Source organism: Streptomyces sp. NPDC043876 (assembly GCF_056435825.1).
Genome location: NZ_JBWKDV010000010.1, coordinates 1 through 26,662, shown reverse-complemented (window position 1 = coordinate 26,662; position 26,662 = coordinate 1). Strand labels below are relative to the sequence as shown.

The following is a 26,662-nucleotide window of genomic DNA, read 5'->3' as shown; positions in this document are numbered from 1 at the left end:
CCGGGTCGCCGGGGCGGCCCGGGGGCAGGGGTCCGTACTGGGCCATGTGGGTGACAAATCGCGCGTTCCCGCAGGTGGGCGGAGCGGGTGGCGGGGCCATTGCCCGGCCGCTCACGCGGTGTGCGTGACGCGCTCGCTCTCGGTCCGCTGGGCCAGCCCGTCCGGTGACAGCCGGTCCAGGTGGCGGCAGAGCACCACCGACCCGCCCGCGGCCAGCGGCGCGAACAGGCCCGCCGACAGCCCCTCCCAGGTGTCGAAGCCCTGCCCCGACAGCAGCCGGGAGCCCTCGGCCAGCTCGAGCCGGGCCGCGTCCGCCCGGGCCAGGTCCACCAGTTCCGCGGCCGACAGCGTCCGGCCCCCGACGCTCAGCGCCGCCCCCGCCGGATCGACCGGCACGAAGGGGGCGAACCGGTCGCCCTGCCCCGGCACCTCCACCGCGTAGTCCGCGAACCCCGCCGGGGGCTGCGGGAAGCGCCCGCCCAGCGGCCGCAGCGCCAGCGCCACCCGCTCACCGGAACAGGCCCGCGCCTCCTCCAGCGTGTCCGGCCCGCTCACCACGAGGTCCGCGTCGGCCGGATCCCCGCCCACCACGACCTCCACGCCGACCGAGGCGCAGGCGAGCAGCCACACGGCGCTCTGCCAGTGCGCGGGCAGCAGCAGCGCGAGCCGGTCACCGGGCTCGGCGCCGAGGTCGCCCTGGAGCAGATTGGCGGTCTTGGCCACCCAATTGGCGAAGGTGGCGACGGACAATTCGACGCGCTCGCCCGTCGCGTCGTCGTAGAAGGTGACGAGGGGGCGGCCCGGATCGGCGGCGAGCGCGGATCGCAGCAGGTCGGCAGGGGTGCGGTCAGTGGTGTTCACCCGGCTCAGGCTACGCGGGGCGCTGCGCCGTACGGCGGCCATACCCCTCCCCCGTACGGAGGAAGCCACGCGCCCCGGACCCGACGATCCGTCAGTTCTCGGATGGCGGGCCGTCAGCAGCGCGTCCAGCATCCATTTATGCGTGGATTCCTTGCTTCCTCGATCGGCGTCGCGACCGCGGCCGCACTGTCCCTCCCGCTCACCCTCGCCCTCCCCACGGCGGCGGCGGCCTCGACCGCGACGGCGGCGTCCCCCGTGACCCCGGCCGCCCCGGCCGGGTCCACCCAGTCGCTGCCCCTGGTCCCGCTCACGCCCGCGTCCGACCGGGACACCGGCGTACCCGGCATGAGCGCCTCCCCCCGCCTCCCCGAGACCAAGGGGCTGCCCGCGCGCGACGTGGGGACCTTCTCCCTGGTCGGCGTCGTCTGGGACGACGCGGCCACCCAGCTGACCGGCACCGTCCAGGTCCGGACCCGCTCCGCCCGCACGGCCGCCTGGTCCGACTGGCAGGACGTCGAGACCCACAACAGCGAGCACGCCGCCGACCCGGACGCCGCCGAACGCGCCGGGGGCCGGGTCCGGGGCAGCACCGCCCCGCTGTGGGTCGGCGAGTCCGACGGCGTCGAAGTCCGCGTCCGGGCCGAACCGGGCGACCGGACGGCCGCGGCCCAGCTGCCCGCCGGGATGCGGATCGAGCTGGTCGACCCGGGCGCCGCGCCGCGGACGCCGCCCGAGGGCGACGCCAAGAACGGTTCGGCGCCGCTGGGCGACGACAAGGGCGAGACCCAGGCCGGCATCCCGGGCCTGCCCGGCACGCCCGCGCTCAGCATGGAGGCGGCCGAGTCCTCGGCGGCCAACGTGCCGCTCGCGCCGCTCGGCGCCACCGCGATCCCGGCGCTGAACAAGGCCGACTCCACCGCCGACGCCGTCCTCGCGAGCGAGGGGACGCTCAGCCCGGCGGCCCGTCCCTACATCGGGCCGCGCCCCGCCATCGTCACCCGGCGCGGCTGGGGCGCCGACGAGCGGCTGCGCGAACCGGGGTTCGTGTACACGAACACCGTCAAGGCGGCCTTCGTCCACCACACCGCCTCGGGCAACAACTACGCCTGCCGGGACGCCCCGGCGGTGCTGCGCAGCCTGTACCGCTACCACGTGGTCAGCAGCGGCTGGCGCGACATCGGCTACAACTTCGCCGTCGACAAGTGCGGCACGGTGTACGAGGGCCGGGCGGGCGGGGTCACCAAGGCGGTGCAGGGCGCGCACACCATGGGGTTCAACACGGACAGCATGGGCATCGCGGTGATCGGCACCTTCAGCGACGCGCAGCCGCCGGCCGCCGCCGTGAACGCGGTCGCGCGGCTGACGGCCTGGAAGCTGGGGCTCTTCGGGGCGAACCCGCTGTCGAAGACGACGCTCCGGTCGGGCGGCGGCAACCTGTACCGCAAGGGCACCAACGTCCGGCTGAACGTGATCTCCGGCCACCGGGACGGCTTCGCCACGGAGTGCCCCGGCCGCCTGCTGTACGGCAAGCTCCCCACCGCCCGCTCCTCGGCGGCCCGCCTCCAGGGCCGCTGAACCCCTGACCGTGCCGGAGCCACCCTCCCGGCCGCGGGCCAGGTCCCACCCGGCCGGGCCCTTCCCGGCCGCTGTCCGAGCGCGGGCTCGCGGTGCCTCCGGCGGGCCCTCAATCGCCGGGCGGGCTTAAACGGCAGCCCGGGTCGGCGATGTCCCGCCCGTCGGGCGGCCGGGGTGGCCCGACGGGAGTGGGGCCCGCAGCCGGGGCCATCCAGCCTCGCCGGCGTTTGAGGCGCGGGTCCGGGCGGAGCCCGGGGGTCGTCTGGGCTGCGGGTTCGTGGTGCCTCCGGCGGGCCCTCAATCGCCGGGCGGGCTTGAGTGGCCGTCCGGGGTCGGCGATGTGCCGGCTCGGATGGTGGCCCGCAGCCGGGGCCATCCAGCCTCGCCGGCGTTTGAGGCGCGGGTCCGGGCGGAGGCCGGGTTCGGGAAGGGGCGGGGAGGGGAACGGCCCCCGCAGGGCTACGCTCGACCCATGGCCGGCCGCTTCGATCCCCTCACCCGCACCGCGATCCGCGGCGGCCGCACCCACCTCCCCGAGCCCCCGGACGCAGTCCGACCCGCCGAAGCCGACCCCGGGGCCGCAGCCGAACCCCCCGCCACAGCCGAAGCCGTACCGGCGCCCGCAGCCCACACAGCGCCGGCGCAGGGCCGGGAGCGCGTGTGGGGAGACGGCGCCGGGCTCGACGTCGGGCTCATCCTCGGGCCGCTCCGCCGCGGCCCCGGCGACCCCACCTTCCGGACCGCCCCCGACGGGGCCGTCTGGCTGGGGATCCGTACCCCCGCCGGCCCCGCCACCCTCCGCGTGGCGAAGGCGACGGGCGCGGACCAGGTCAGCGGAACCGCCTGGGGCCCCGGCACGGAGTGGGTCCTCGACCGCCTGCCCGCCCTCCTCGGCGCCGAGGACGACGCCACCGCCTTCGTCCCCCGGCACCGCCTCGTGCACCTGAGCCACCGCCGCCGCCCCGGCCTGCGGCTGACCCGGACCGGGCTGGTCCTCCAGGTCCTGATCCCCACGGTCCTGGAGCAGAAGGTCACCGCCGACGAGGCCTACCGCGCCTGGCGCCGCCTCGTGCGGCAGTACGGCGAGCGGGCCCCGGGCCCGCACCCGGACCTGTACGTGATGCCCGACGCCCGCACCTGGGCGCTGATCCCGTCCTGGGACTGGCACAAGGCGGGCGTCGACTCGAAACGTTCTGCCACCATCGTCCGCGCGGCGCGCGTCGCCCCCCGCATGGAGGAGGCGGCCTCCATGGACCTCCCGGCCGCCGCCGCGCGCCTGGAGGCGGTCCCCGGCATCGGCCCCTGGACCTCCGCCGAGACGCTCCAGCGCAGCAACGGCGCCGCCGACGCCGTCACCACGGGCGATCTGCACCTGCCGGGCATCATCGGCTACTCCCTGACCGGCGACCGGGACGCCGACGACGCGGTGATGCTGGAGCTGCTGGCCCCGTACGCCGACCAGGGCACTGGCCAGCGCCACCGCGCCGCACGCCTGATCCTGCTCGGGGGCCGCACCCCGCCCCGCCGCGCCCCCCGGATGTACCGCAACGACATCGGGCTGATCTGAGGGCCGCCGGGCGCCGGGGACGGCCCCGGCCCGGCGCACCGGTCAGCGCAGTACCGTCAGCGCACCTCGATGAAGTCCGCCGCGTCCCGCTCCGCCCGCTCCCGCGGCGCCCCCGCCGCGTGGCCGACCGCCACCACACCCATCGGGTCCCAGTCGTCCGGCAGCGCCAGCACCTCCCGCACCACGTCCCGGCAGAACATCGTCGAGGACACCCACGCCGAGCCCAGCCGCTCCCCGGCCAGCGCGACCAGGAAGTTCTGCACGCCCGCGCCCATCGCGACCACGAACATCTCCCGCTCCGCCGCGTCCCGCCGGGCGTGCCCGTAGTGGTGCGCGCCGTCCGTCACCAGGCAGGGCACCACCAGGTAGGGCGCCGCGCGCAGCACGTCCCCGCGCCGCACCCGCTTCGCGATCGACTCCGCGGACCTGCCGTCCCGCCGCAGGTCCGCGATCCACGCGTCCCGCATCGCGTCCAGCAGCTCCAGACGGGCCGCGGCCGACTCCAGCAGGACGAACCGCCACGGCGTCGTGTGGTGCGGCGCGGGGGCGGTGACGGCCGCCGCGACGGCCCGGCGCACGGCGCCCGGGTCCACCGGCTCGGCGGTGAACTCCCGTACGGTCCGGCGCCCGTGCACGGCTTCCCGTACCGCTTCCGAGGTCCCCAGCCGGAACATGTCGTCGGCGGCGGAGCGGACCAGTTCGCGCGCGTCGCCGTCCCCGCCGACCAGGTGGCCCAGGCCCCGCACGACGGCCACCGGCAGCCCGGCCGCCTTGCCCTTGACCAGGTCACCGGCCGCGGCCAGCTCGTCGGCGGTGGCCACTACGGTCGCGCTGAGCGGATTGCCGTGGGCGTCGCTGCCGCCGCGCAGGTCGTCCAGGACGCGGACCCCGGCGGCGCCGATCGCGACGTCCGTCAGGCCGGTGCGCCAGGGCCGCCCGAAGGTGTCGGTGACCAGGACCCCGACGTCGACCCCCAGGGCCTCGCGCAGTCCTTCGCGGACCGCGCGGGCCGAGGCGTCCGGGTCCAGGGGCAGCAGCAGGACGGTGCCCGGCGCCGTGTTCGAGGCGTCGACCCCGGCGGCGGCCATGACCAGGCCCTGCCGGTTCTCGACGATGCGCAGGGCGCCGCGGCGCGCGACGACCCGGACGGTCTCGGCGTCGATGGCCTCCTCGCGGGAGGAGGCGGTGACGATCCGGCCCTCCGCCTTGGAGACGATCTTCGAGGTGACGAGCAGGACGTCCCCGTCGCGCAGGTCCGGCGCGGCGCCCGCGATCAGCTTCGCCAGGTCGTCGCCGGGCCGCACCTCCGGCAGCCCGGCCACCGCCCGCACCGCGTAGGAGGGGACGTCCGCGGGGTCGTACGGGGGGACGTCCGCCCTCACCGGGAGGCCTCGGCCAGGTCCAGCGCGGCCCGGGCCATCGCCGTGGTGGCGGCGAGGTCGGTCATCAGCAGCGGCACCGCGCGGCAGGTGATCCCGGCGGCCTCGACCTCGGCGGTCGCGTCCGCGTCCGAGGTGTTGACGAGCCAGCCGTCGAGCAGCCCGGTGCCGTAGTGCAGGGCGACCGCGGCGGCCGTGGACTCGACGCCGACCGCGGCCAGCACCTTGTCCGCCATCCCGCGCACGGGCGCGCCCCCGACGATGGGGGAGAGGCCGACCACGGGCGCCCCGGCGGCGGCCACGGCCTCGCGGATCCCGGGCACGGCGAGGATGGTGCCGATCGAGACGACCGGGTTGGACGGCGGGAAGACGATCACGTCGGCGGCCGCGAGGGCCTCCAGGACGCCGGGCGCGGGCTTGGCCTGCTCGGCCCCGACCGGTACGACGGCCTCCGCCGCCACCGCGGCGCGCAGCCGGACCCAGTACTCCTGGAAGTGGACGACCTTCCGCTCGCCGGTGGCCGCCTCCGTGATCGCGACGTGCGTCTCGACCCGGTCGTCGGACATCGGCAGCAGCCGCACCCCGGGCTGCCAGCGGTCGCACAGCGCCTCGGTGACGGCGCTCAGCGGGTAGCCCGCCGAGAGCATCTGGGTCCGCACGATGTGGGTCGCGAAGTCGCGGTCGCCGAGGCCGAACCAGTCCGGTCCGACCCCGTAGGCGGCGAGTTCCTCCTTGACGGTGAAGGACTCGTCGGTGCGGCCCCAGCCCTGGTCCTCGTTGATGCCACCGCCGAGGGTGTACATCACCGTGTCCAAGTCGGGGCACACCTTGAGCCCGAACAGGTGAATGTCGTCACCGGTGTTGCCGATGACCGTGATGTCCGCGTCGGGCTCGGCCGACTTGAGTCCCCGGAGGAAACGGGCGCCGCCGATGCCGCCGGCCAGTACAACAATGCGCATGCGGACAGTCTGTCAGCCGTGATCCGTCCCGCGCGGGGCGGTGGTCCGGCGGGGCGGGACCCTCAGGCCGAGACGGTGCTGCGGTCCGCCGGGGAGCAGGCGTGGGCGGCGGCGCGGGCGCCTTCGCGCCGGGGCATCTCGGTCAGGCCGGGGAAGTACACGTGCAGGCTGACCGCGCCGTCGAGGGCGTCGTTGACCACCTCGTGGGCGTAGCCCGGGGCGAAGACGCGCTGGCTGCCGGCGGCGAGGGTGCGCGGCCCGCGGTCGGTGTGCTCGGTGAGCTCGCCCTCCAGGACGGTGAGCACGCCGGAGGACGGTCCGTGGTCGTGGGCGCCGCTGCCCTGGCCGGGGACCCAGCTGAGCAGCCACACCTCGTAGCCGGGGCCGGTGCGCAGCCGGTGGTACCAGCGGGTGGTGGCGTCGTACTCGACGAGGTGCTCCCACTGGGAGCGGTCCCCGGCGATCGAGCGGGCGAGCCCGGCGAACTCGGCGACGGTGGCCGGGTGCTCGCGCGGGGGCTGGAGGAGGTGCTGGACGGCGAGGATATCGCCCGCGATCTGGAGGTCGCTCTCGACGGGCGGGCCCGTTCGGGGGACGTCGGCGGCCGGGGGCTGCTGCGGGCCGCGGACCTGCGGGGCGTTCGGGGTGTTCGTCGCGTTCATTGCGGAGGTACCTCGACGGATGTCAGTGGCGCGATCGCGCGGGCGGTTGCTGGAGGTGCGAAGCCGGTGCTCGGGGAAGCCGAAGCTCCGCGGGCATCAACAGCTGCAACAGCAACAGCGAACCTGGGCAGCACGCAGGAACCCACGAATGGGGGTCCGGGTGGCGGCTGCGGGCGCTGACATGGAAACAAGGAGAGCGGGTGACCGGGGAGGCTGTCAACCCAATGTCTGGTTTGGCCGAAAAGTTTCACCTCATCCGGTTGCGGTGTCCGGAGAAAGGTTTGTGCACCCCCTGACCGGGGATGTGGCGGGGCATCCGCACCCGATCGCGCCGGGGCGGGGCCCCCGACCCCGTCACCTCGTGACCGGAATGTGATCTGCGCCGCTTCCGTGACCGAAACGCAACCCTCGCCGCGAGGGGCGCGTCGATCTTGGGGAAGGCGAGGGGCGGGGCTCTCCGGTCACCATCCGTCCGTACGTGTGGCATGTGTCGCGATTTTTGGCGATATCAACACTTTCTGCATACGCTTGGTTCCGCAGAGTGAATAAGGGGCCCAATAGCAGATCTCGGCTTGACTGCACAGGAGGCCCTCCTTGTAATTTCACTCGTGTCGTTCCGTAGCCATCGGTGACGACCACACCACGGGGACGCGAAGACAGAGCGAGGGGCGCACATGACCGAGCTGTTTCAGGAACTGCTGGTCGAGGAGGCGGACGAGGAGCTCGGCTGGCAGGAGCGCGCACTGTGCGCCCAGACCGACCCCGAATCCTTCTTTCCCGAGAAGGGCGGCTCCACCCGCGAGGCCAAGAAGGTCTGCCTCGCCTGTGAGGTCCGCTCCGAATGCCTTGAGTACGCACTCGCCAACGACGAGCGGTTCGGTATCTGGGGCGGACTCTCCGAGCGCGAGCGCCGCCGGCTGAAAAAGGCCGCCGTCTGATTGCGGCGATACGTCCCGGCATACGCCCTCGGGCGTGCCGGACCGGGGCGGTACGCGCACCACGCCGCACGGGTACCAGAGCAAACGGTCCGCCTCCTGCACCTTCCCCGCTGGAGGCGGACCGCTGTGTTCCCAGCCGTTAGTGTGGGGCGCTGTCCAGCAGCCTCCGAGGGCACACCACCCCCGGACCCCCGGCCGGAGGGCCCGTACCGCGATGTCCCTGCACAGCCACTCGTCGGCCTCCCCCCACGGGCCCGCCGTCCCCGAGTTCCCCCGGCACGTCGTCACCGCGGTCGTCGTCGCCCACGACGGTGCCCGCTGGCTGCCCCGGACCCTCTCCGGACTGCTCGGCCAGGAACGGCCCGCCCAGAACCACGTCGCCGCCGACAACGGCAGCTCCGACGACTCCGCGCGCCTGCTCGCCGAAGCCTTCGGCGACGACCGGGTCCTGCACCTCGCCCGCCGCACCGGATTCGGCACGGCCGTCGACGAAGCCGCCCGCTCCGCGGGCGTCCTCACCCCCGAGGACCTGCCCTACCTCAAGCGCCCCAGCGGCTGGGACCCCGTCAGCCGCACCTGGCAGGACGAGAACTACGACCTCCCCGAACTGCCGTACGGCGAACCCGTCCAGTGGCTCTGGCTGCTCCACGACGACTGCGCCCCCGCCCCCGACGCGCTCGCCGAACTCCTGCGCGTCGCCGAGGAGAACCCCGAGGCCGCCGTCATCGGCCCCAAGCTGCGCGGCTGGTACGACGGCAAGCAGCTCCTCGAAGCGGGCGTCAGCATCGCCCGCAGCGGCCGCCGTTGGACCGGCCTGGACCGCCGCGAACAGGACCAGGGCCAGCACGACCAGGTCCGCCCCGTGCTCTCCGTCTCCACCGCCGGCATGCTGGTGCGCCGCGACGTCTACGACGCGCTCGGCGGCTTCGACCGCAGACTGCCCCTGATGCGCGACGACGTCGACCTGTGCTGGCGCGCCCAGAGCGCCGGGCACACCGTCCTCGTCGCCCCCGACGCCGTGCTGCGCCACGCCGAGGCTTCCGCCCGCGAACGCCGCACCGTCGACTGCGCCGGCCGCTCCGCCGTCAGCCCCCACCGCGTCGACAAGGCGGGCGCCACCTACACGGTGCTCGTCAACTCCTCCGCCCGCGCCCTGCCCTACGTCCTGCTGCGCATCCTGCTCGGCACCGCCCTGCGCACCCTCGCCTACCTCGTCGGCAAGGCCCCCGGCCAGGCCGTCGACGAAGTCGCGGGCCTGCTCGGCACCCTGCTGCGCCCCGGCCGCATCCTCGGCGCCCGCGGCCGCCGCGGCCGCCCCGCCGTCCCCGCCGCCGAACTGCGCCCGCTCTTCCCGCCGCCCGGCGCCACCCTGCGCGCCAACGTCGAACAGCTCGCCGGATACTTCGGCGCCGACCGCGACAGCGAACCGGGCGGCGCCGGCAGGCACGGCGGAGCCGTCGAATCCGGCCCCGGCGGCGACGACGCCGACTTCCTGGAGATCGAGCAGTTCGCGCGCCTCAAGCGGATCGCCCGCAAGCCCGCGCCCGTCCTCTTCGCCCTCCTGCTCCTCGCCTCCCTCGTCGCCTGCCGCGCCCTCCTCGGCGGCGGCTCCCTCATGGGCGGCGCGCTGCTCCCCGCCCCCGACGGGGCCCTCGCCCTCTGGCACGCCTACACCGACGACTGGCACCCCGTCGGCACCGGCACCACCGCGGGCGCGCCCCCCTACCTCGCCGTCCTCGGCGCCCTGGCCACCCTGCTGTTCGGCTCCACCCAGACCGCGCTGACCCTGCTGCTGGTCTGCTCGGTCCCGCTCGCCGGACTCAGCGCCTACTTCGCCTCCCGGCCCCTCGTCGGCTCCCGGCTGCTGCGCGCCTGGGCCGCCGTCGCCTACGCCTTCCTGCCCGCCGTCACCGGAGCGCTGGCCACCGGTCGCCTCGGCACCGCCGTCCTGGCCGTCCTGCTGCCGCTCCTCGCCCGCTGCGCCGTCGCCGCCTCCGGCCTCGCGGACCACGACGGCGACGGCGCCGGGGGCGGCTGGCGCGCGGTGTGGACGTACACCCTGCTGCTGAGCGCGGGAACCGCCTTCACCCCGGTCATCTGGCCCTTCGCCGCCGTCCTCGGACTCGCCGCGCTGGCCGTGCGCCGCGCCGCGTGGAAGACGTACGCCCCGCGCCTCGCCGCCGCGCTCGCCGTGCCCCTGCTGGTCCTCGCGCCCTGGTCGCTGACCCTCTTCACGCACCCCGCCGGCTTCCTGCGCGAGGCGGGCCTGCCCTACGGATCCGGCGCCGCCTCCGCCCTCGACCTGCTCGGCGCGAGCCCCGGCGGCCCCCGCGCCACCGCCGGACTCCTGCTCCTCGGCATCGTCCTCGCGGCGCTGGCCGCCCTGCTGCGCGACGAGCGCCGCTTCGCCGTCGGCGTCGCCTGGGCCGCCGCGCTCGCCGCGCTGCTCCTCGCCGTCCTGGTCAACCGCACCGCCTGGGCCGGACCCGCCACCCTCGTCTACGGCCTGGCCCTGCTCGCCGCCGCCGCCCTCGGCGCCGACGGCGCCAAGGAGCGCGTCGCCGCCCGCAGCTTCGGCTGGCGCCAGCCGCTCGCCGCGCTCGTCGCCCTCGCCGCCGCCGCGGGCCCGCTGCTGCTCGCCGCGGGCTGGATGCTCGGCGGGGCCGACGGCCCGCTGGAACGCCGCGATCCCGTCCAGGTGCCCGCCTTCGTCGCCGAGGAGAGCGGCACCCGCGACCAGGCCCGCACCCTCGTCCTCGGCGGCGGCTCGCCCGCCCGCGTCGACTACACCCTGGTCCGCGGCTCCGGCGGCCGCCTCGGCGACGCCGAACCGGCCGCCGCGGCCGGCGGCGACACCCGCCTCGGCAAGGTGGTCTCCAGCCTGGTCGCCGGCTCCGGCGCCGACCAGAGCGCCCAGCTCGGCGGCTTCGCGATCCGCTACGTCCTGGTCCGCGACGGCGCCCCCCAGCAGGTCCGCCGGGTCCTGGACGCCACCCCGGGCCTGAGCCGCCTCAGCCAGCTCGACGGCGACGCGCTGTGGCGGGTCGACCGGCAGGTCGCCCGCGCCGTGATCGTCCCCGGCAAGCCCGGCGAGGCCCCCATCCCGGTGGCCTCCGGACCCGTCGAGGCCCACACCAAGATCCCGGCGGGCGAGGCCGGACGCGTCCTGCGCATCGCCGACCGGGCCGTCCCCGGCTGGCGCGCCACCCTCGACGGCAAGCCGCTGAAGGCCAGGACGCTCGACGGCTGGGCCCAGGGCTTCGAACTGCCCGCCGCGGGCGGCCGCCTCGACCTGGTCCACACCGACTCCCTGGCCGGCACCGCCTGGCACTGGACCCAGGGCGCACTCGCCGTCCTGCTCCTGGTGATGGCCCTGCCGGGCCGCCGCCGCAGCCTGGACGACGACCTGCCGGACGAGGAGGGCGCCGTACCGGCCCAGCCCGGACCGGCCGAAGCGGGCGAGGGCCGCCGCGCCCGCCGCCTGCGCGCGGAGGCCGCGCCCCCGGCCGAGCCCGCCGCCCCCGAGGCGGTCGCCGACCCGTACGCCCAGATCCCGGCGCAGCAGGAGTACGTCCAGGACCCGTACGCCGGGGAGTACGCGCCCCAGGACCCGGTCTACGCCGACCAGGGCTACGCCCCCGGTTACGGGCAGCAGCCCGACCCGCACTACGGCCACCCCCCGCAGCCCGCGCCGCCGTACGACCCGTACGCGCAGCACTACCCGCCCCAGCAGCCCCCGCAGCAGCCGTACCCGTACGACGAACACGTCCGGTACGACGCCTACGGACAGCCCATCCAGCACCCGGACGGGAGCCCCCAGCAGTGAAGCGCGCCCCCCTGACCCTCGCGGCCGTCACCGCGGCCCTCGCCGCCGTCACGGGCGTCGCCTTCCTCACCGCGCCCGCCGCCCCGGCCGCCGCCGACGCCAAGGCCCGGCAGCAGTCCGCGGCCCGGCTCCCCGTCGAACGCTCCACCCTGGTCTGCCCCGCGCCCAGCACCTCCGACATCGCCGAGACCACCTACACGGCGATCACCCCGGGCAAGGCGCAGCCGCAGGGCAAGGGCGCCGCCCGGCTCACCGGCGCCACCAAGGACGCCAAGCCGTTCCTGGAACCCAAGACCCCCGGCGCCCCCGTCGGTGCCACCTCCAGCGGCGCCGAGGCCCCCGCGCTCACCGGCACCGCCGACGGGTTCCTCGCCCCCGGCTGGACCGCCCAGCAGACCACCCAGGTCGCCGTGGGCCAGGCGCGCGGCCTGCTCGGGGTCGCCTGCACCGCCCCCGGCACCGAGTTCTGGTTCCCCGGCACCAGCACCGCCAAGGGCCGCCAGGACTACGTCCACCTCACGAACGCGGACGACACCCCCGCCGTCGTCGACATCCAGCTCTTCGGCCCCGAGGGCGCCCTGAAGACCGAGCCGGGCGCCGGCGAGAACATCAAGATCGGCCCGAAGTCCAGCGTCCCGGTGCTGCTGTCCACCCTCGCGCCGGGCGCCCAGAGCGGCGACCTCACCACCCGCGTGACCACCCGCTCGGGCCGCGTCGGCGCCTCGGTCCAGGTCGCGGAGGAGGGGGTCGGCGCCGACTGGCTGCCCGCCTCCACCGACCCGGCGGGCTCGCTGGTCCTGCCCGGGATCCCGGCCGACGCCACCTCCGTCCGGCTGATCGCCTACGCGCCCGGCGAGGAGGACGCCGACCTGCGGCTGCGGCTCGCCGGACCCGGCGCCTCGATCACCCCGGCCGGCAACGAACAACTGCACGTCAAGGGCGGCATGTCGGCGAGCGTCGACCTCAAGGACGTCACCCGCGGCGAAGCCGGTTCACTCGTCCTGACCCCCTCCGACGGCAAGAAGGCCGTCCCGGTGGTCGCCGCGCTCCGGGTGGTCCGCGGCAGCGGGGCCAAGCAGGAACTGGGCTTCATCGCCGCCGCGGGCCCGGTCGGCGCCCGCGCCACCGTCGCCGACAACCGCACCGACACGGGCGCGACCACCGTGTCCCTGACCGTGCCCTCCGGCGCGGCCGACGCGAAGGTCCGCATCACCGCCTCCCCGGGCACCCAGGGCGGCGAGGCGGCGGTCAGGGAGTTCACCGTCAAGGCGGGCACCACCCTGGCGCTCCCGCAGCCCCCGGCCCCGGCGGGCGGCAAGGGCTCCTACGCGCTGAGCCTCGAAACCCTCTCGGGCGGCCCGGTCCACGCGGCCCGCACGCTGTCCCTGCCGCACGAGGGCATCGCGATGTTCACCGTCCAGACCTTCGCGGACGACCACGGCGCGGTACCGGTGCCCCGGGCCGTCCAGGACCTCTCGGTCCTCTTCGACTGAGGCGCCGCCCGGGGCCGCGGGACCACCGTCCCGCGCCCCGCGGCGCCCGGGCGCGCCGGTGCGCCTACTCCGGTCCGTCCTGCCCGTACCGCGGATCCACCGTCTCGGGCGTCAGTCCCAGCAGCTCCGCCACCTGCTCCACCACGATCTCGTGCACCAGCAGCGCCCGCTCGTCCCGCGACTTCGTCCGGATCTCGACGGGCCGGCGGTACACCACGATCCGCCCGGGCCGCCCGTCCGCCGGGGAGACCATCCCGCCCAGCGGGACCGCCTCGTCGTTCCAGCCGCCGTCCGGGCCGCCCGGCGGCGCCGGCACCTCGCCCACCAGGAACTCCACGTCCGCCAGCTGCGGCCAGTGCCGCTCCAGCCGCTCGACCGAGTCCCGTACGAGATCCCCGAACAACTCCGCCCGGCTCGCCGACAGCGGCACCTGCGGGGGAGCGAGCGGTCCGCGCATCCCCCGCCCGTGCCGGTCGCGCCGTCGCGTCCGCGGTTCCTGAGGAGGTCCATCGGCAGGAGGAGTCAGAGGGGTGTCCATCACCCTCGCAGGGTAGCCCTCGGCGCCGCGCCGGGGGCCCGACCCGGGCGCCCCCCGGCCGGGATCCGGTCACGACACGGCACCCGGCCGCGGCGGTGTCGTCGCGGCCCGGTCAAGAGTGCGGTACCGTCCAACGTCGTGAGCCCTGTACGTCGCTGTTCTCGCACCGCGTGCGGCCGCCCTGCCGTCGCGACACTGACGTACGTCTACGCCGATTCGACCGCAGTCCTCGGCCCGCTCGCCACCTACGCCGAACCCCACTGCTACGACCTGTGCGCCGAGCACTCGGAGCGCCTCACCGCGCCCCGCGGCTGGGACGTCGTACGGCTGTCGGACGGCGGCGCGCCCTCCCGGCCCAGCGGGGACGACCTCGAAGCCCTCGCCAACGCCGTCCGCGAGGCGGCCCGCCCGCACGAACGCGCGGACCGGCCCGCCGGCTCCCCGGGCGTCGGCCCCCAGGGCACCGGCGGAGCGAATGGCTCCGCCGCTCCCGGGCAGACGAGCGGTCCCGCACGGCGGGGCCACCTGCGGGTCCTGCGCTCCCCGGAGTCCTGACCCGCCGCGCCCCCGGCCGTTACCCGATCGCCGGAAGGGCCGCCCGCCGTGCAGGGTAGGTTTGGTGCCCCGTACAGAACCCTCAGGAGGGCAGGCAGTGGCTGCTGATCTTTCGAACATCGTCAAGGCGTACGACGTCCGGGGCGTCGTCCCGGACGAGTGGGACGAGCGTTTGGCGGAGCTGTTCGGCGCGGCCTTCGTCGAGGTGACGGACGCCTCGGCGATCGTCGTCGGCCACGACATGCGGCCCTCCTCGCCCGGCCTGTCGGGCGCCTTCGCCCGCGGCGCCGCGGCCCGCGGAGTCGACGTCACCCTGATCGGGCTGTGCTCCACGGACCAGCTGTACTACGCCTCCGGCCTGCTCGACCTGCCCGGCGCCATGTTCACCGCCTCGCACAACCCGGCCCAGTACAACGGCATCAAGCTGTGCCGCGCGGGCGCCGCCCCCGTCGGCCAGGACACCGGCCTCGCGCAGATCCGCGAACTCGTCGAGAAGTGGTCCGACGAAGGCGCCCCCGAGAGCGCCCCCGTCGCCGCGGGCACCATCACCGAGCGCGACACCCTCGCCGGCTACGCCGCGCACCTCAAGGGCCTGGTCGACCTCACCTCGATCCGTCCCCTCAAGGTCGTCGTCGACGCGGGCAACGGCATGGGCGGCCACACCGTCCCGACCGTCTTCGACGGCCTCCCGCTGGACCTCGTCCCGATGTACTTCGAGCTCGACGGGACCTTCCCGAACCACGAGGCCAACCCCCTCGACCCGAAGAACATCGTCGACCTCCAGGCCCGCGTCCTCGCCGAGGGCGCCGACCTCGGCCTCGCCTTCGACGGCGACGCCGACCGCTGCTTCGTCGTCGACGAGCGGGGCGAGGGCGTCTCGCCCTCCGCGATCACCGCCCTCGTCGCGGCCCGCGAGCTGGCCCGCAACGGCGGCACCGGCACCGTGATCCACAACCTCATCACCTCCTGGTCCGTCCCCGAGGTCGTCCGCGAGAACGGCGGCACCCCCGTCCGCACCCGCGTCGGCCACTCCTTCATCAAGCAGGAGATGGCCAAGTCCGGCGCCATCTTCGGCGGCGAGCACTCGGCGCACTACTACTTCAAGGACTTCTGGAACGCGGACACCGGCATGCTCGCCGCGCTCCACGTCCTCGCCGCCCTCGGCGGCCAGCAGGGCACGCTCTCCGAGCTGGTCGCCTCCTACGACCGCTACCGCGGCTCCGGCGAGATCAACTCCACCGTCGCCGACCAGGCCGGCCGGATGGCGGCCGTCAAGGCCGCGTACGCCGCCCGGGACGGCGTGGAGACCGACGAGCTCGACGGCCTCACCGTCAGCGCCGCCGACTGGTGGTTCAACCTGCGGCCCTCCAACACCGAGCCGCTGCTGCGCCTGAACGTCGAGGCCCGCGACACCGAGACCCTGAACGCGGTCCGCGACGAGGTACTGGCGCTCGTCCGCGCCTGAGCCGCGAGAGCACCGCACCACGGGCCGGAGGGCCCGCACCCCCTCCACCCACCGCCGGGCCGCGCACGTCGCGGCCCGGCGGTACGCTGACCTGGCCCAATCCGCATGTTGAAGGGACGCCCCATGCCGCTCGAAGCCGGCCTTCTGGAGATCCTCGCCTGTCCCGCCTGCCACGCGCCGCTGCGCGACCGGTCGGCCGACGCAGACGCCCCCGAACTGATCTGCACCGGCCAGGACTGCGCTCTCGCGTACCCCGTGCGCGACGGCATCCCCGTCCTCCTCGTCGACGAGGCCCGCCGCCCCGCCTGACACCGGGCCGCGGCCCCGGACCGTCGAAGAGATCGGCAATACGGGCCCCGGCTTCCCTCCGGGCGCTACGTTGGGCCCGCAACGCCCCTCAGAGACCGGAGGCCGCCATGCTCGACGACTCGCTCCTCGACGCGCCCGAGGAGCTGGCCCGCGCCGACCGCAGCGGCCTGCTCCGCGGCGCCGCGGACGCCGGAGCCAGGGTCCGCACCGCCGTACGGCACGCGGCCGAGGCCGGGCTGGACGACCTGCGCCCCGACGGACGGCCGCGCGCCGTCATGATCGCGGGCCCCGGCACCGCCGCCACCGGCGTCGCCGACCTGATCGCCGCCCTCGCGGGCGCCGTGGCCCCCGTCACCCGGCTGCACCCCGCGGGCGTGGCCCCCGCCGCAGGGGCCATGCGCTGGACCCTGCCCGGCTGGGCCGGCCCGGTGGACCTGCTGCTCCTCACCACCACCGACGGCACCGAACCCGGCCTCGAAGCCCTCGTCGACCAGGCCTACCGGCGCGGCTGCACCGTCGTCGCCGTGGCCCCCGAGCGCTCCCCGCTCAGCGAGGCCGTCCTCGGCGCGCACGGGCTCTTCGTCCCCATGGCCAAGGCGCCCTACCAGGAGTACGACGAGAGCGCGGCCGCCGGACCCGGCGCCCTGTGGGCGCTGCTGACCCCGCTGCTCGTCCTCCTCGACAAGCTCGGCCTGGTCAGCGCCGCCCCCGCCACCCTCCAGCTGGTCGCCGACCGCCTCGACCGCACCGCCGAACGCTGCGGGCCCGCCATCGCGACGTACGGCAACCCGGCCAAGACCCTCGCCTCCGAACTCGCCGACTGCCTCGCCCTGGTCTGGAGCGAGGGCTCCGGCGCGGGCCCGGCAGGCCGCCGCTTCGCCGCCACCCTCGCCGAACTGGCGGGCCGCCCCGCGATGGCCGCCGAACTGCCCGAGGCGCTGCCCGCCCACGGCACCCTGCTCGCGGGCGCCCTCGCCGCCGGCGCCGACCCCGACGACTTCTTCCGTGACCGGGTGGAGGAGCCCCAGGCCCTGCACGCCCGGGTCGTCCTGCTGCGCGACCGGCCCGCCGGCGGACTCACCGCCGCGCCCGCCGCGCGCGAACTCGCCCACAGCCACGACACGGCGATCAGCGAGATCGAACCGGAGGAGGGCTGCGACCTCGAACAGCTCGCCGAACTCCTCGCCGTCACGGACTTCGCCACCGCGTACCTCGCCCTGGCCACCAGGGGACGTACCTGAGGGGCAACCGCCCCGCCCTCCTCCCAGGAAGACGAAAGACCGATGGACCGCCTCACGAACACGATCCGCCCCTACGCCTGGGGCTCGCCCACCGCCATCCCGGCGCTGCTCGGCACCGAGCCCACCGGTGAGCCGCAGGCCGAGATGTGGATGGGCGCCCACCCCGGCGCCCCCTCACGGCTCGACCGCGGGGCGGACGGCGGGACGACCCTGTCCGCGGTCATCGACGCCGACCCCGAGGGCGAACTGGGCGCGGCCACCGTCGCCAAGTTCGGCCCGCGGCTGCCCTTCCTGCTCAAGCTCCTCGCCGCCGGCGCCCCGCTCTCCCTCCAGGTCCACCCCGACCTCGCCCAGGCCGAGGAGGGCTTCGCCGACGAGCAGCGCCGGGGCGTGCCGATCGACGCGGGCCACCGCAACTACAAGGACCCCAACCACAAGCCCGAGATGCTCTGCGCCCTCACCCCCTTCGACGGACTGTGCGGCTTCCGCCCGCCGGAGGAGGCCGCCGACCTGCTCGCCGGCCTGGAGGTGGACAGCCTCAAGCCGTACGTCGACCTGCTGCGCGCCCACCCGCGCGAGGCGGCGCTGCGCGAGGTGCTCACCGCCGTCCTGAGCGCCGACCGCGCCGAGATGGCCCGTACGGTCACCGAGACCGCGGCCGCCGCCGAGCGCCTGGGCGGCCCGTACGCGCCGTACGTCACGCTCGCCCGCGAGTTCCCCGGCGACCCCGGCGTGATCGCGGCCATGCTGCTCAACCACTTCCGGCTCCAGCCCGGCGAGGCCGTGTTCCTCGGCGCCGGAGTCCCGCACGCCTACCTCGACGGCCTCGGCGTGGAACTCCTCGCCAACTCCGACAACGTGCTGCGCGCCGGGCTCACCCCCAAGCACGTCGACGTCCCGGAGCTGCTGAGGGTCGTCCGCTTCGAACCCGGCGAACCGGGCGTGCTGCGCCCCGAGGACGACGGCGACGGCGAAGAGGTCTACGCGACCCCCATCGACGAGTTCCGTCTCTCCCGCTTCGTCCTCGCCCCCGGCGGCGCCCCCCGGCCCCTCCCGGCCGCCGCCCCGCAGATCCTGCTGTGCACCGCGGGCGCCCCGCGCGCCGGCGAACTGACCCTGGCCCCGGGTGACTCGGTCTTCGTGCCCGCAGGCGAAACGACCAGCTTGTCCGGAACGGGTACGGTCTTCCGTGCCACGGTGGTGCTCTGACGCACCGTCCGTGACGATGGCTGCGACAATGGTCGGCCGTACCACGGCGCCCCGGCCAGGGCCGCCGTACCGAGGAAGGGAAGTCCCCCCACCATGAGCGCGTCGGGCGGTACCAAGGCGATCGTGGCGGCACTCGCCGCCAATCTCGCCATCGCTGTAGCCAAGTTCGTGGCGTTCCTCTTCAGCGGCTCGTCGTCGATGCTCGCGGAAAGCGTCCACTCGCTGGCGGACTCCGGGAACCAGGGGCTGCTGCTCCTGGGCGGGAAGAAGGCCCAGCGCGAGGCGACGCCGCAACACCCCTTCGGCTACGGCCGCGAGCGGTACATCTACGCCTTCCTCGTCTCCATCGTGCTCTTCACCGTCGGCGGCATGTTCGCCATCTACGAGGGCATCGAGAAGATCAAGGAACCGCACGCCATCGACCACTGGTACTGGCCGGTCGGCGTCCTGGTCTTCGCGATCATCGCGGAGTCCTACTCCTTCCACACCGCGATCAAGGAGTCGAACGAGATCCGCGGCTCGCTGTCGTGGGGCCAGTTCATCCGGCGCGCCAAGGCCCCCGAACTGCCCGTCGTCCTCCTGGAGGACTTCGGCGCGCTGATCGGCCTGGTCCTCGCCCTCGGCGGCGTCGGCATCGCCCTGGCCACCGGCGACGGCGTCTGGGACGGCATCGGCACCCTGTGCATCGGCGCCCTGCTCATCGGCATCGCGATCATCCTGGCCGCCGAGACCAAGTCCCTGCTCCTCGGCGAGGCCGCCGGGGCCGACCAGGTCGAGCTGATCAAGACCGCCCTGGTCGACGGCGACACCGTCACCGGCGTCATCCACATGCGCACGCTCCACCTCGGCCCGGAGGAACTCCTGGTCGCGGCCAAGATCGCCGTCCAGCACGACGACACCGCCACCGAGGTCGCCCGCGCCATCGACGCCGCCGAGGAACGCATCCGCGCGGCCGTCCCGATCGCCCGCGTGATCTACCTGGAGCCGGACATCTACGACGCCGAGGCGGCGGCCCGCGGCGCCGACCCGGCCGCCACCCCGGGCGGCCCGGCCGCCCACTGACGGCCCCGACGCGTACGGGCCCCCCGCACCGATGGTGCGGGGGGCTCGTGCGTTCCGGCGGCCGGGGCGCGCCCTACCGGATCTCGCGGAGCACCTCCAGGACGGCCGGCCCGTCCGGCGCCGACTGGAGCCGGTCGCGGAAGCCGGGATCCATCAGCTTGCGCGACAGCAGCGCCAGGATCCGCAGGTGCTCGTCGCCCGCCGCCGCCCGCGGTACCGCGATCATGAAGAGCAGCCGCGCCTTCGTCCCGTCGAGGGCGCCCCATTCGATGCCCCCGGCGGACCGGGCGAAGCCGACCGTGGGGCGGCTGACCGCGTCCGTCTTGGCGTGCGGGATCGCGATCGACTCGCCGAGCCCCGTGGTCCCCTGGGCCTCGCGGGCGAGCACGGCCCGCACCAGCTCCTCGGTGTCCCGGACGTTGCCGGTGCCCGCCAGCATCGCCGCCATCTCGCGGATCGCCGCCTCCTTGCCCTCGGCGGCCAGCTCGGTCTTCACCGTCCGCCCGGTCAGGTACCCGGAGAGCACCTCCGGCTCCCGGCCCGCCACGGCCACGGGGGGCGTGGCCGCGGGAGGCGCGGCGGCGGGGGCCGCCCGGGGAGCCCGTACGGCCGTTCCGGGGCCCGCGGCACCGGGGCTCGCGCCGGCATCCCCACCGGCCGCGGCGCCGCTCGTGCCGCGCTCCTTCAGCCCGATGAGCGCGTTCGTCGTGAGCGCGGTGACCACCGTGCCCGCCGCGATGGCGATCAGGAACCAGGCCCAGCCGCTGATCGCGCCGAGCGCGGCGACGACGGGGCCGCCGTGCGGCACGTGGTCGCCCACGCCCGCCACCCCCGCGATCGCACCGGCGACCGCGCCTCCGAGCATGTTCGCCGGAATGACGACCGCCGGCCGCGCCGCCGCGAAGGGGATGGCGCCCTCCGAGATGCCGAACATCCCCATGAAGAGGGCCGCCATGCCGGTGTCGCGCTCCTGCTCGGAGTACAGCCCGCGGCGCAGCAGCGTCGCCAGGCCCTGGCCGAGCGGCATGACCGGAATGGCCGCCGCGCACATGCCCATGACCGCGTAGTTCCCGGACGCGATCAGGCCCGTACCGAAGAGGAACGCCGTCTTGTTGACCGGCCCGCCCATGTCGAAGGCGATCATCAGCCCGAGCAGCGCGCCGAGCAGGACCGCGCTGGTGCCGGTCATCCCGGACAGCCAGTCGGTGAGGTTCTCGAACACCCAGGAGATCGGCCTGCCGATGACGTAGATGAAGAACAGGCCGAGCGCGGTCGTCGCGACGACCGGGATCACGATGATCGGCATGATCGGCCGGACCACCTTCGGAACCCTGACCTTCTTGATCCACAGGACCAGGTAACCGGCCAGGAAGCCCGTGACGATGGCCCCGATGAAGCCCGCGCCCGCCTTCGAGCCGTACAGCGCGCCGGTGTTCGCGATGAAGCCGCCGATCATGCCCGGCACCAGCGCGGGCCGGTCGCCGATGGCGTGGGCGATGTACCCGGACAGGACCGGGATCATCAGGGTGAAGCCGAGGACGCCGATCTGGAAGACGTGGTCCCAGAAGGTGCCGGGGGTCACCGCGTAACCGCTCTCCGTGGCGTGACCGCCCAGGGCCAGCGCGACGGCGATCAGCAGCCCGCCGACCACCACGAAGGGGATCATGTACGAGACGCCGTTCATCAGCGCCTTGTACGCGAGGCTGCGCTCCCTGCCCCCGCTCCCGCCCCCGACCGCACCGGCCGCGGCCGACCCGCCCGCCTGCACCGGCGCGCTGCGCACGCGCCCGATCAGCTCCTCCGGCCGGTGGATGCCGTCCGCGACGCCCGTGGCCAGGACGCGCTTGCCCGCGAAGCGCGCGCGGTCCACCTCCTTGTCGGCGGCGATGATGATCCCGTCCGCCTCTCTGACATCGTTGTCAGTCAGGACGTTCTCGGCTCCGATGGACCCCTGCGTCTCCACCTTCATGTCGACACCGAGGCGCCCGGCCGCCTGCCGCAGCTTCTCCGCGGCCATGTAGGTGTGCGCGATCCCCGTGGGGCACGCGGTCACGGCGAGCAGCTTCGGGCGCTCGCGCCCGCTCTCGCCCCCGCCGCCCGCCGGGCCTGCCGGACTGGTCACTGGTGTCTCCTCACGCCGTGGACCGCGCGTACGTTCCGATCCGCCACCGGCATCCTCCCCCGGGCGGGGGGCACGCCAAAAGTCCGGAAGACCCGGAAAGCGCCCGCCGGACGGCCCCGATCGGGGCACGGAAGATCCACGGCCCACTGGGGCACGCTCGGCCGATCGGTGTAGATTCGTCATCAGTGTCAGGCGTCGCCGCTGATGGCGGTCGGGCGGTCCTCGTGACCGGCCGTGGGGAGAGAGGGCCTCCGACGGACTGTTCCCTGTGCGCCGGCCCGCCGGTGCACGGCTCAGCCGTACCCACCTCTCGAAACCACGAGGAGCAGCCCGCATGACTGCCGACTTCACCGACTTCAAGGTCGCCGACCTCTCCCTCGCCGCCTTCGGCCGCAAGGAGATCACCCTCGCCGAGCACGAGATGCCCGGCCTGATGTCGATCCGCGCCGAGTACGCCGAGACCCAGCCGCTCGCGGGCGCCCGGATCACCGGCTCCCTGCACATGACGGTCCAGACCGCCGTGCTGATCGAGACCCTCGTCGCGCTCGGCGCCGACGTCCGCTGGGCGTCCTGCAACATCTTCTCGACCCAGGACCACGCGGCCGCCGCCATCGCGGTCGGCCCGACCGGCACCCCCGAGGCCCCGGCCGGCGTCCCCGTCTTCGCCTGGAAGGGCGAGACGCTGGAGGAGTACTGGTGGTGCACGGAGCAGGCGCTGACCTGGCCGAACACCCCCACCGGCGGCCCGAACATGATCCTCGACGACGGTGGTGACGCCACCCTCCTCGTCCACAAGGGCGTCGAGTTCGAGAAGGCCGGCGCGGCCCCGGACCCGTCGACGGCGGACTCCGAGGAGTACGCGCACATCCTCACCCTGCTGAACCGCACGCTCGGCGAGGCCCCGCAGAAGTGGACGCAGCTCGCGTCCGAGATCCGCGGCGTCACGGAGGAGACCACCACCGGTGTCCACCGCCTGTACGAGATGATGCAGGAGGGCACCCTGCTCTTCCCCGCGATCAACGTGAACGACGCCGTCACCAAGTCGAAGTTCGACAACAAGTACGGCTGCCGCCACTCCCTGATCGACGGCATCAACCGCGCCACCGACGTCCTCATCGGCGGCAAGGTCGCGGTCGTCTTCGGCTACGGCGACGTCGGCAAGGGCTGCGCCGAGTCGCTGCGCGGCCAGGGCGCGCGCGTCATCGTCACCGAGATCGACCCGATCTGCGCGCTCCAGGCCGCCATGGACGGCTACCAGGTCGCCCGTCTGGAAGACGTGGTCGAGACCGCCGACATCTTCATCACCACGACCGGCAACAAGGACATCATCATGGCCGCCGACATGGCCAAGATGAAGCACCAGGCCATCGTGGGCAACATCGGCCACTTCGACAACGAGATCGACATGGCCGGCCTCGCGAAGATCCCCGGCATCGTCAAGGACGAGGTCAAGCCCCAGGTCCACACCTGGAAGTTCCCCGACGGCAAGGTCCTCATCGTCCTGTCCGAGGGCCGCCTGCTGAACCTGGGCAACGCCACCGGTCACCCGTCCTTCGTCATGTCCAACTCCTTCGCGGACCAGACCCTGGCCCAGATCGAGCTGTTCACGAAGCAGGCCGAGTACCCGACCGACGTCTACGTCCTCCCCAAGCACCTGGACGAGAAGGTGGCCCGCCTGCACCTCGACGCCCTCGGCGTCCGCCTGACCACCCTGCGCCCGGAGCAGGCCGCCTACATCGGCGTCCCGGTCGAGGGCCCGTTCAAGCCGGACCACTACCGCTACTGATCCTCAAGAGGACCGGCAGCGCACGACGACGACGGACAGGCCCCCGGCAGCACTGCCGGGGGCCTGCCCCGTATCCGCACCCGCCCCGAAAGTTGAGCCATGCCGCGCGGCCGCTACTCGCTCCACGACACGCACGACCACACCCCGCTCGGCGAGGAGCACTTCCACTGCGCGCCGGGCCCCTCCGGCTGGCGCTACGTCGCCCAGCTCACCACCCCGGACGGCGGCCACCGGGGCTCCATCGACCTCGCCGTGGACGAGCTGGGCCGCCCGATCCGGATGGAGCTGAACGCGTCGGGCTGGCAGGTGCGCGGGGCCGCGATCGACGGGGTCACCTGGGTCCGTACCGACCCCACCGGCAGCGCCGCCACCGAGGGCAACGTCCGCGCCCCGGGCTTCACCGGCACCTCGCCGGCCTTCCTCGTCTCCACGGCCCGCCTGCTGCGCCTCGCGCCGGGCGGCCCCGCCACCCGGGTCCGCCTGGTGGCCCTCACCGACCCGGTGCTCGCGCCCCGCACCGTCGACCAGGCCTGGCAGCTGACCGAGCGCGCCCAACACCCCACGGACAGCGGCCCGCTGGTGGTGGACACCTACCGGATCAGCGCCCTCGACACGGGCGAGGTGCACACGGTCCACCTCGCCGGGGACGTCGTCCTCTCGGCCCCCGGCATCGAACTGGAACACCTGGAGACCCCGCCCTCGGCCTTCCCGGCCGGCGACTGAGCGGGACCGGGAGGCGGGAACGGTCTATGCCGGTGGGGCGAAGCCGCCGGCCCGCGGCGCCGGTGGCTCCGCGGGCGGCGCGGACGCGACGGGCGGCGGGGGAGCGTACGCCCCGTACCCCGGGGCCGGCGCCTGCGGCGCGTAAGACCGGGGAACGGCGGCAGCGGCAGGGCGCCCGAAGGCCCGCGCCGCGTCGCGCGACTGCCGCTCGTGCACCACGGCCGCCAGGTACGCGGCGGCCGGGATCCCCGGCGGCGGGGGCGTCCCGGTACGGGCCACCAGGTCGTCGGCCAGCCGTACCGCCATCCCCGCGCCCACCTGCGGGTCCAGCTGGCCCATGCGCGTCAGGTACTGGCGGATCGCCAGCCACAGCCCGTCCGGTACGCCGGACAGGTCCAGCCCGGTGAACCGGCCGGCCAGCCCCGGCGGGGGAGGCGGCACGGGCACCACCCCGGCCCCCGGCACCCGCTCGCGGACCACCAGCGTCCCCGCGAAGACGTCCCCGAGCCGCCGGCCCCGCTCCGAGACCAGCGAGGCGGTGCAGGCCACGATCCCCGCGGTGCCCAGCAGCTCGACCGCGCCCATCGCCCCGCGCACCAGCGCGTGCCGGAAGCGGATCGGCCCGCCGTCGTCGCGCACCACGCGCAGCCCGCACGCCAGCTTCCCGAGCGACCGCCCGTGGCTCAGCGTCTCCACCGCGACCGGCACGCCGATCATGAACAGCAGGAAGCCCGCCACCATCACCGCGGCCATGGCCGCCGCGTCCAGGGAGGCGACGGCGAAGATCAGACCGATGTTGATCAACTGATAGCCGGTGAAGTACACGGCCAGATCGAGGACGAACGCCAGCCCCCGGCTCGGCACCCTCGCGGGCCTCAGCCCCAGGACGACCGCGTCCCCCGTCACCAGATCGCTCACCGCTGCACATCCTTCACGTGACCTGCCCCGCCCCTTGTTCATCAAGTCTGCCAAGCTGACCACAGTAGGAGCAGGGAACCTGGGGCAGGGGAGCGGTAACCGGATGGATCTCGACGTCTTCGTGGCCGCGCACCGTGCGGAATGGGACCGCCTCGACGTGCTCCTGCGCCGCGGCCGCCGCCTCACCGGAGCCGAGGCCGACGAACTCGTCGCCCTCTACCAGCGCACCTCGACGCACCTCTCCCTGATCCAGTCCAGCGCGCCCGACCCGATGCTCACGGGCCGCCTCACCCAGCTCGTCGCGCGCGCCCGCGCGACGGTGACCGGTGCCCGCCGGGCCGGCTGGCGGGACGTGGCGCGCTTCTTCACCGCCGGTTTCCCGGCGGCGGTCTACCGCAGCCGCCGCTGGTGGATACCCACCGCCGTGCTCTCGACCGCCCTGGCCGCGCTCATCGGCTGGTGGATAGCCGCCCACCCGGAGGTCCAGGCCGCGATCGGAGCGCCGGAGCACCTGCGCGAGATGACCCGCCCCGGCGGTCAGTACGAGACGTACTACTCCAGCCACCCGGCGGCCTCGTTCGCCGCCCAGGTCTGGACGAACAACGCGCAGGCCGTCGCGATCTGCCTGGTCTTCGGCGCCTTCCTCGGCATCCCGGTGCTGTGGATCCTCTTCGAGAACATGCTCAACCTCGGGGTCGGCATCGGCCTCATGTCCTCGGCCGGCCGCCTCGACATCTTCCTCGGCCTGATCCTCCCGCACGGCCTGCTCGAACTGACGGCGGTCTTCGTCGCCGCGGGTACGGGCCTGCGCCTCGGCTGGACGGTCATCGACCCGGGCCCCCGCACCCGGCGCGAGGCCCTCGCGGAGCAGGGCCGCTCGGCGCTCGGCATGGCCCTCGGCCTGGCGGCGGTCCTGTTCGTCGCGGGCACGCTCGAAGGCTTCGTCACCCCCTCCGGCCTGCCCACATGGGCCCGCATCGGCATCGGCGTCGTGGTGGAGGCCCTGTTCCTGACGTACGTCTACGTCCTCGGTGGGCGCGCCGCCCGCGCGGGCGAGGTGGGCGACGTCGAAGCCGCCGACCAGAGCGCGACCCTCCCGACCGCCGCCTGATGTGCGGACCGGGCAGCTGAGCTGCTAGTCTCCTCGTCGTCCCGCAAACGCCGTTGACACGGCCGCTGTGGGGAGGTAGATTCGAACGGTTGCCTCGAACTGGACAAGTTCGGCAGCGATGGTTTAAAGTCTCTCTAGCCCCCTCCAGGAATTACATTCCCTTTTCGGGGGCACAAGCCGACCTCTTTTCAGGACGTGAACGCCGGGAAAACCGGTGGAAAACTTCTGATAGAGTCGGAATCGCCGGAAAGGGAAACGCGAAAGCGGGAACCTGGAAAGCGAAAAGCAGGATCCCGCTTCGACCGGGAATCGGACACGAAAGAGTCTGATAGAGTCGGAAACGAAGAACGAAGCCCGGAGGAA

At 74.5% G+C, this 26,662-nt stretch carries 21 protein-coding genes; 14 read left to right on the top strand and 7 right to left on the bottom strand.

Annotated features, from left to right (window positions below; translation table 11 throughout):
- Positions 1-111: 111 nt before the first annotated feature.
- Positions 112-861, bottom strand: a complete 750-nt coding sequence (locus tag AC0693_RS28090) for a TIGR03089 family protein (protein WP_478803201.1) — start codon at positions 859-861, stop codon at positions 112-114.
- Between the two features lie 138 nt (positions 862-999).
- Between AC0693_RS28090 and AC0693_RS28085 the strand changes: the two genes are divergently transcribed.
- On the top strand, positions 1,000-2,436 hold the full coding sequence (locus AC0693_RS28085; protein ID WP_478803200.1) for a peptidoglycan recognition protein family protein: 1,437 nt from the start codon (positions 1,000-1,002) through the stop codon (positions 2,434-2,436).
- A gap of 472 nt (positions 2,437-2,908) precedes the next feature.
- Entirely contained in the window at positions 2,909-4,003 is a 1,095-nt protein-coding gene (locus tag AC0693_RS28080; RefSeq protein ID WP_478803199.1) for a DNA-3-methyladenine glycosylase family protein, read from the top strand.
- Positions 4,004-4,059: 56 nt separating this feature from the next.
- On the opposite strand, the gene AC0693_RS28075 is transcribed toward AC0693_RS28080, so the two are convergent.
- The 3 genes from AC0693_RS28075 to AC0693_RS28065 all read right to left on the bottom strand — a co-directional run bounded on the left by AC0693_RS28075 (position 4,060) and on the right by AC0693_RS28065 (position 7,003).
- Positions 4,060-5,385, bottom strand: coding sequence for a coenzyme F420-0:L-glutamate ligase (locus tag AC0693_RS28075; protein ID WP_478803198.1), 1,326 nt, complete (start codon positions 5,383-5,385; stop codon positions 4,060-4,062).
- Entirely contained in the window at positions 5,382-6,341 is a 960-nt protein-coding gene (gene cofD / locus AC0693_RS28070) for a 2-phospho-L-lactate transferase (RefSeq protein WP_478803197.1), read from the bottom strand. The genes AC0693_RS28075 and cofD overlap by 4 nt, the downstream gene beginning before the upstream one ends.
- A gap of 62 nt (positions 6,342-6,403) precedes the next feature.
- Positions 6,404-7,003 (bottom strand): cysteine dioxygenase, encoded by a 600-nt coding sequence (locus tag AC0693_RS28065; protein ID WP_469319686.1) that lies wholly within the window; start codon positions 7,001-7,003, stop codon positions 6,404-6,406.
- Between the two features lie 674 nt (positions 7,004-7,677).
- Here AC0693_RS28065 and AC0693_RS28060 point away from each other — a divergent pair.
- From AC0693_RS28060 to AC0693_RS28050, 3 genes are all read left to right on the top strand, one after another.
- Positions 7,678-7,941, top strand: coding sequence for a WhiB family transcriptional regulator (locus AC0693_RS28060; RefSeq protein ID WP_003983763.1), 264 nt, complete (start codon positions 7,678-7,680; stop codon positions 7,939-7,941).
- A 214-nt stretch (positions 7,942-8,155) separates the two neighbouring features.
- Positions 8,156-11,767, top strand: a complete 3,612-nt coding sequence (locus AC0693_RS28055) for a glycosyltransferase family 2 protein (RefSeq protein WP_478803196.1) — start codon at positions 8,156-8,158, stop codon at positions 11,765-11,767.
- On the top strand, positions 11,764-13,260 hold the full coding sequence (locus tag AC0693_RS28050) for a DUF5719 family protein (protein WP_478803195.1): 1,497 nt from the start codon (positions 11,764-11,766) through the stop codon (positions 13,258-13,260). Before AC0693_RS28055 ends, AC0693_RS28050 begins: the two co-directional genes overlap by 4 nt.
- A gap of 64 nt (positions 13,261-13,324) precedes the next feature.
- On the opposite strand, the gene AC0693_RS28045 is transcribed toward AC0693_RS28050, so the two are convergent.
- Complete coding sequence (locus AC0693_RS28045) at positions 13,325-13,798, bottom strand: metallopeptidase family protein (RefSeq protein ID WP_468470076.1); 474 nt, start codon at positions 13,796-13,798, stop codon at positions 13,325-13,327.
- 63 nt (positions 13,799-13,861) lie between these two features.
- Here AC0693_RS28045 and AC0693_RS28040 point away from each other — a divergent pair, with 63 nt between their 5' ends.
- From AC0693_RS28040 to AC0693_RS28015, 6 genes are all read left to right on the top strand, one after another.
- Positions 13,862-14,353, top strand: coding sequence for a DUF3499 domain-containing protein (locus AC0693_RS28040; RefSeq protein WP_356410028.1), 492 nt, complete (start codon positions 13,862-13,864; stop codon positions 14,351-14,353).
- Positions 14,354-14,450: 97 nt separating this feature from the next.
- The gene (locus AC0693_RS28035) at positions 14,451-15,818 is read left to right on the top strand and encodes a phosphomannomutase/phosphoglucomutase (protein ID WP_468470074.1); all 1,368 of its coding nucleotides are present in this window, start codon (positions 14,451-14,453) and stop codon (positions 15,816-15,818) included.
- 123 nt (positions 15,819-15,941) lie between these two features.
- On the top strand, positions 15,942-16,127 hold the full coding sequence (locus AC0693_RS28030) for a Trm112 family protein (RefSeq protein ID WP_469319689.1): 186 nt from the start codon (positions 15,942-15,944) through the stop codon (positions 16,125-16,127).
- Positions 16,128-16,234: 107 nt separating this feature from the next.
- Entirely contained in the window at positions 16,235-17,368 is a 1,134-nt protein-coding gene (locus AC0693_RS28025; protein ID WP_356409971.1) for an SIS domain-containing protein, read from the top strand.
- Positions 17,369-17,410: 42 nt separating this feature from the next.
- The gene (manA, locus tag AC0693_RS28020; RefSeq protein ID WP_356409973.1) at positions 17,411-18,577 is read left to right on the top strand and encodes a mannose-6-phosphate isomerase, class I; all 1,167 of its coding nucleotides are present in this window, start codon (positions 17,411-17,413) and stop codon (positions 18,575-18,577) included.
- A gap of 93 nt (positions 18,578-18,670) precedes the next feature.
- Complete coding sequence (locus tag AC0693_RS28015; protein WP_356409976.1) at positions 18,671-19,639, top strand: cation diffusion facilitator family transporter; 969 nt, start codon at positions 18,671-18,673, stop codon at positions 19,637-19,639.
- A 73-nt stretch (positions 19,640-19,712) separates the two neighbouring features.
- Here AC0693_RS28015 and AC0693_RS28010 read toward each other — a convergent pair whose 3' ends face one another.
- Positions 19,713-21,761, bottom strand: coding sequence for a fructose-specific PTS transporter subunit EIIC (locus AC0693_RS28010; protein WP_478803194.1), 2,049 nt, complete (start codon positions 21,759-21,761; stop codon positions 19,713-19,715).
- 334 nt (positions 21,762-22,095) lie between these two features.
- Between AC0693_RS28010 and ahcY the strand changes: the two genes are divergently transcribed.
- Together ahcY and AC0693_RS28000 are read left to right on the top strand one after the other, a co-directional pair.
- The gene (ahcY, locus tag AC0693_RS28005) at positions 22,096-23,547 is read left to right on the top strand and encodes an adenosylhomocysteinase (protein ID WP_478803193.1); all 1,452 of its coding nucleotides are present in this window, start codon (positions 22,096-22,098) and stop codon (positions 23,545-23,547) included.
- A gap of 99 nt (positions 23,548-23,646) precedes the next feature.
- Entirely contained in the window at positions 23,647-24,270 is a 624-nt protein-coding gene (locus AC0693_RS28000) for a hypothetical protein (protein ID WP_478803192.1), read from the top strand.
- A gap of 24 nt (positions 24,271-24,294) precedes the next feature.
- Here the strand turns inward: AC0693_RS28000 and AC0693_RS27995 are convergent, their stop codons facing one another.
- Positions 24,295-25,188, bottom strand: a complete 894-nt coding sequence (locus AC0693_RS27995; RefSeq protein ID WP_356409988.1) for an RDD family protein — start codon at positions 25,186-25,188, stop codon at positions 24,295-24,297.
- Between the two features lie 103 nt (positions 25,189-25,291).
- On the opposite strand from AC0693_RS27995, the gene AC0693_RS27990 reads away from it, so the two are divergent.
- Positions 25,292-26,299 (top strand): stage II sporulation protein M, encoded by a 1,008-nt coding sequence (locus tag AC0693_RS27990; RefSeq protein WP_469319695.1) that lies wholly within the window; start codon positions 25,292-25,294, stop codon positions 26,297-26,299.
- Positions 26,300-26,662: the final 363 nt, after the last annotated feature.

What these genes read in the sequence shown, in the direction of transcription:
- AC0693_RS28085 (WP_478803200.1), top strand. Translation starts at nt 1,000, where the DNA reads ATGCGTGGATTCCTTGCTTCCTCGATCGGCGTCGCGACCGCGGCCGCA.
- AC0693_RS28080 (WP_478803199.1), top strand. Translation starts at nt 2,909, where the DNA reads ATGGCCGGCCGCTTCGATCCCCTCACCCGCACCGCGATCCGCGGCGGC.
- cofD (WP_478803197.1), bottom strand. Translation starts at nt 6,341, where the DNA reads ATGCGCATTGTTGTACTGGCCGGCGGCATCGGCGGCGCCCGTTTCCTC.
- AC0693_RS28065 (WP_469319686.1), bottom strand. Translation starts at nt 7,003, where the DNA reads ATGAACGCGACGAACACCCCGAACGCCCCGCAGGTCCGCGGCCCGCAG.
- AC0693_RS28060 (WP_003983763.1), top strand. Translation starts at nt 7,678, where the DNA reads ATGACCGAGCTGTTTCAGGAACTGCTGGTCGAGGAGGCGGACGAGGAG.
- AC0693_RS28055 (WP_478803196.1), top strand. Translation starts at nt 8,156, where the DNA reads ATGTCCCTGCACAGCCACTCGTCGGCCTCCCCCCACGGGCCCGCCGTC.
- AC0693_RS28045 (WP_468470076.1), bottom strand. Translation starts at nt 13,798, where the DNA reads ATGGACACCCCTCTGACTCCTCCTGCCGATGGACCTCCTCAGGAACCG.
- AC0693_RS28030 (WP_469319689.1), top strand. Translation starts at nt 15,942, where the DNA reads ATGCCGCTCGAAGCCGGCCTTCTGGAGATCCTCGCCTGTCCCGCCTGC.
- AC0693_RS28025 (WP_356409971.1), top strand. Translation starts at nt 16,235, where the DNA reads ATGCTCGACGACTCGCTCCTCGACGCGCCCGAGGAGCTGGCCCGCGCC.
- manA (WP_356409973.1), top strand. Translation starts at nt 17,411, where the DNA reads ATGGACCGCCTCACGAACACGATCCGCCCCTACGCCTGGGGCTCGCCC.
- AC0693_RS28015 (WP_356409976.1), top strand. Translation starts at nt 18,671, where the DNA reads ATGAGCGCGTCGGGCGGTACCAAGGCGATCGTGGCGGCACTCGCCGCC.
- ahcY (WP_478803193.1), top strand. Translation starts at nt 22,096, where the DNA reads ATGACTGCCGACTTCACCGACTTCAAGGTCGCCGACCTCTCCCTCGCC.
- AC0693_RS28000 (WP_478803192.1), top strand. Translation starts at nt 23,647, where the DNA reads ATGCCGCGCGGCCGCTACTCGCTCCACGACACGCACGACCACACCCCG.
- AC0693_RS27990 (WP_469319695.1), top strand. Translation starts at nt 25,292, where the DNA reads ATGGATCTCGACGTCTTCGTGGCCGCGCACCGTGCGGAATGGGACCGC.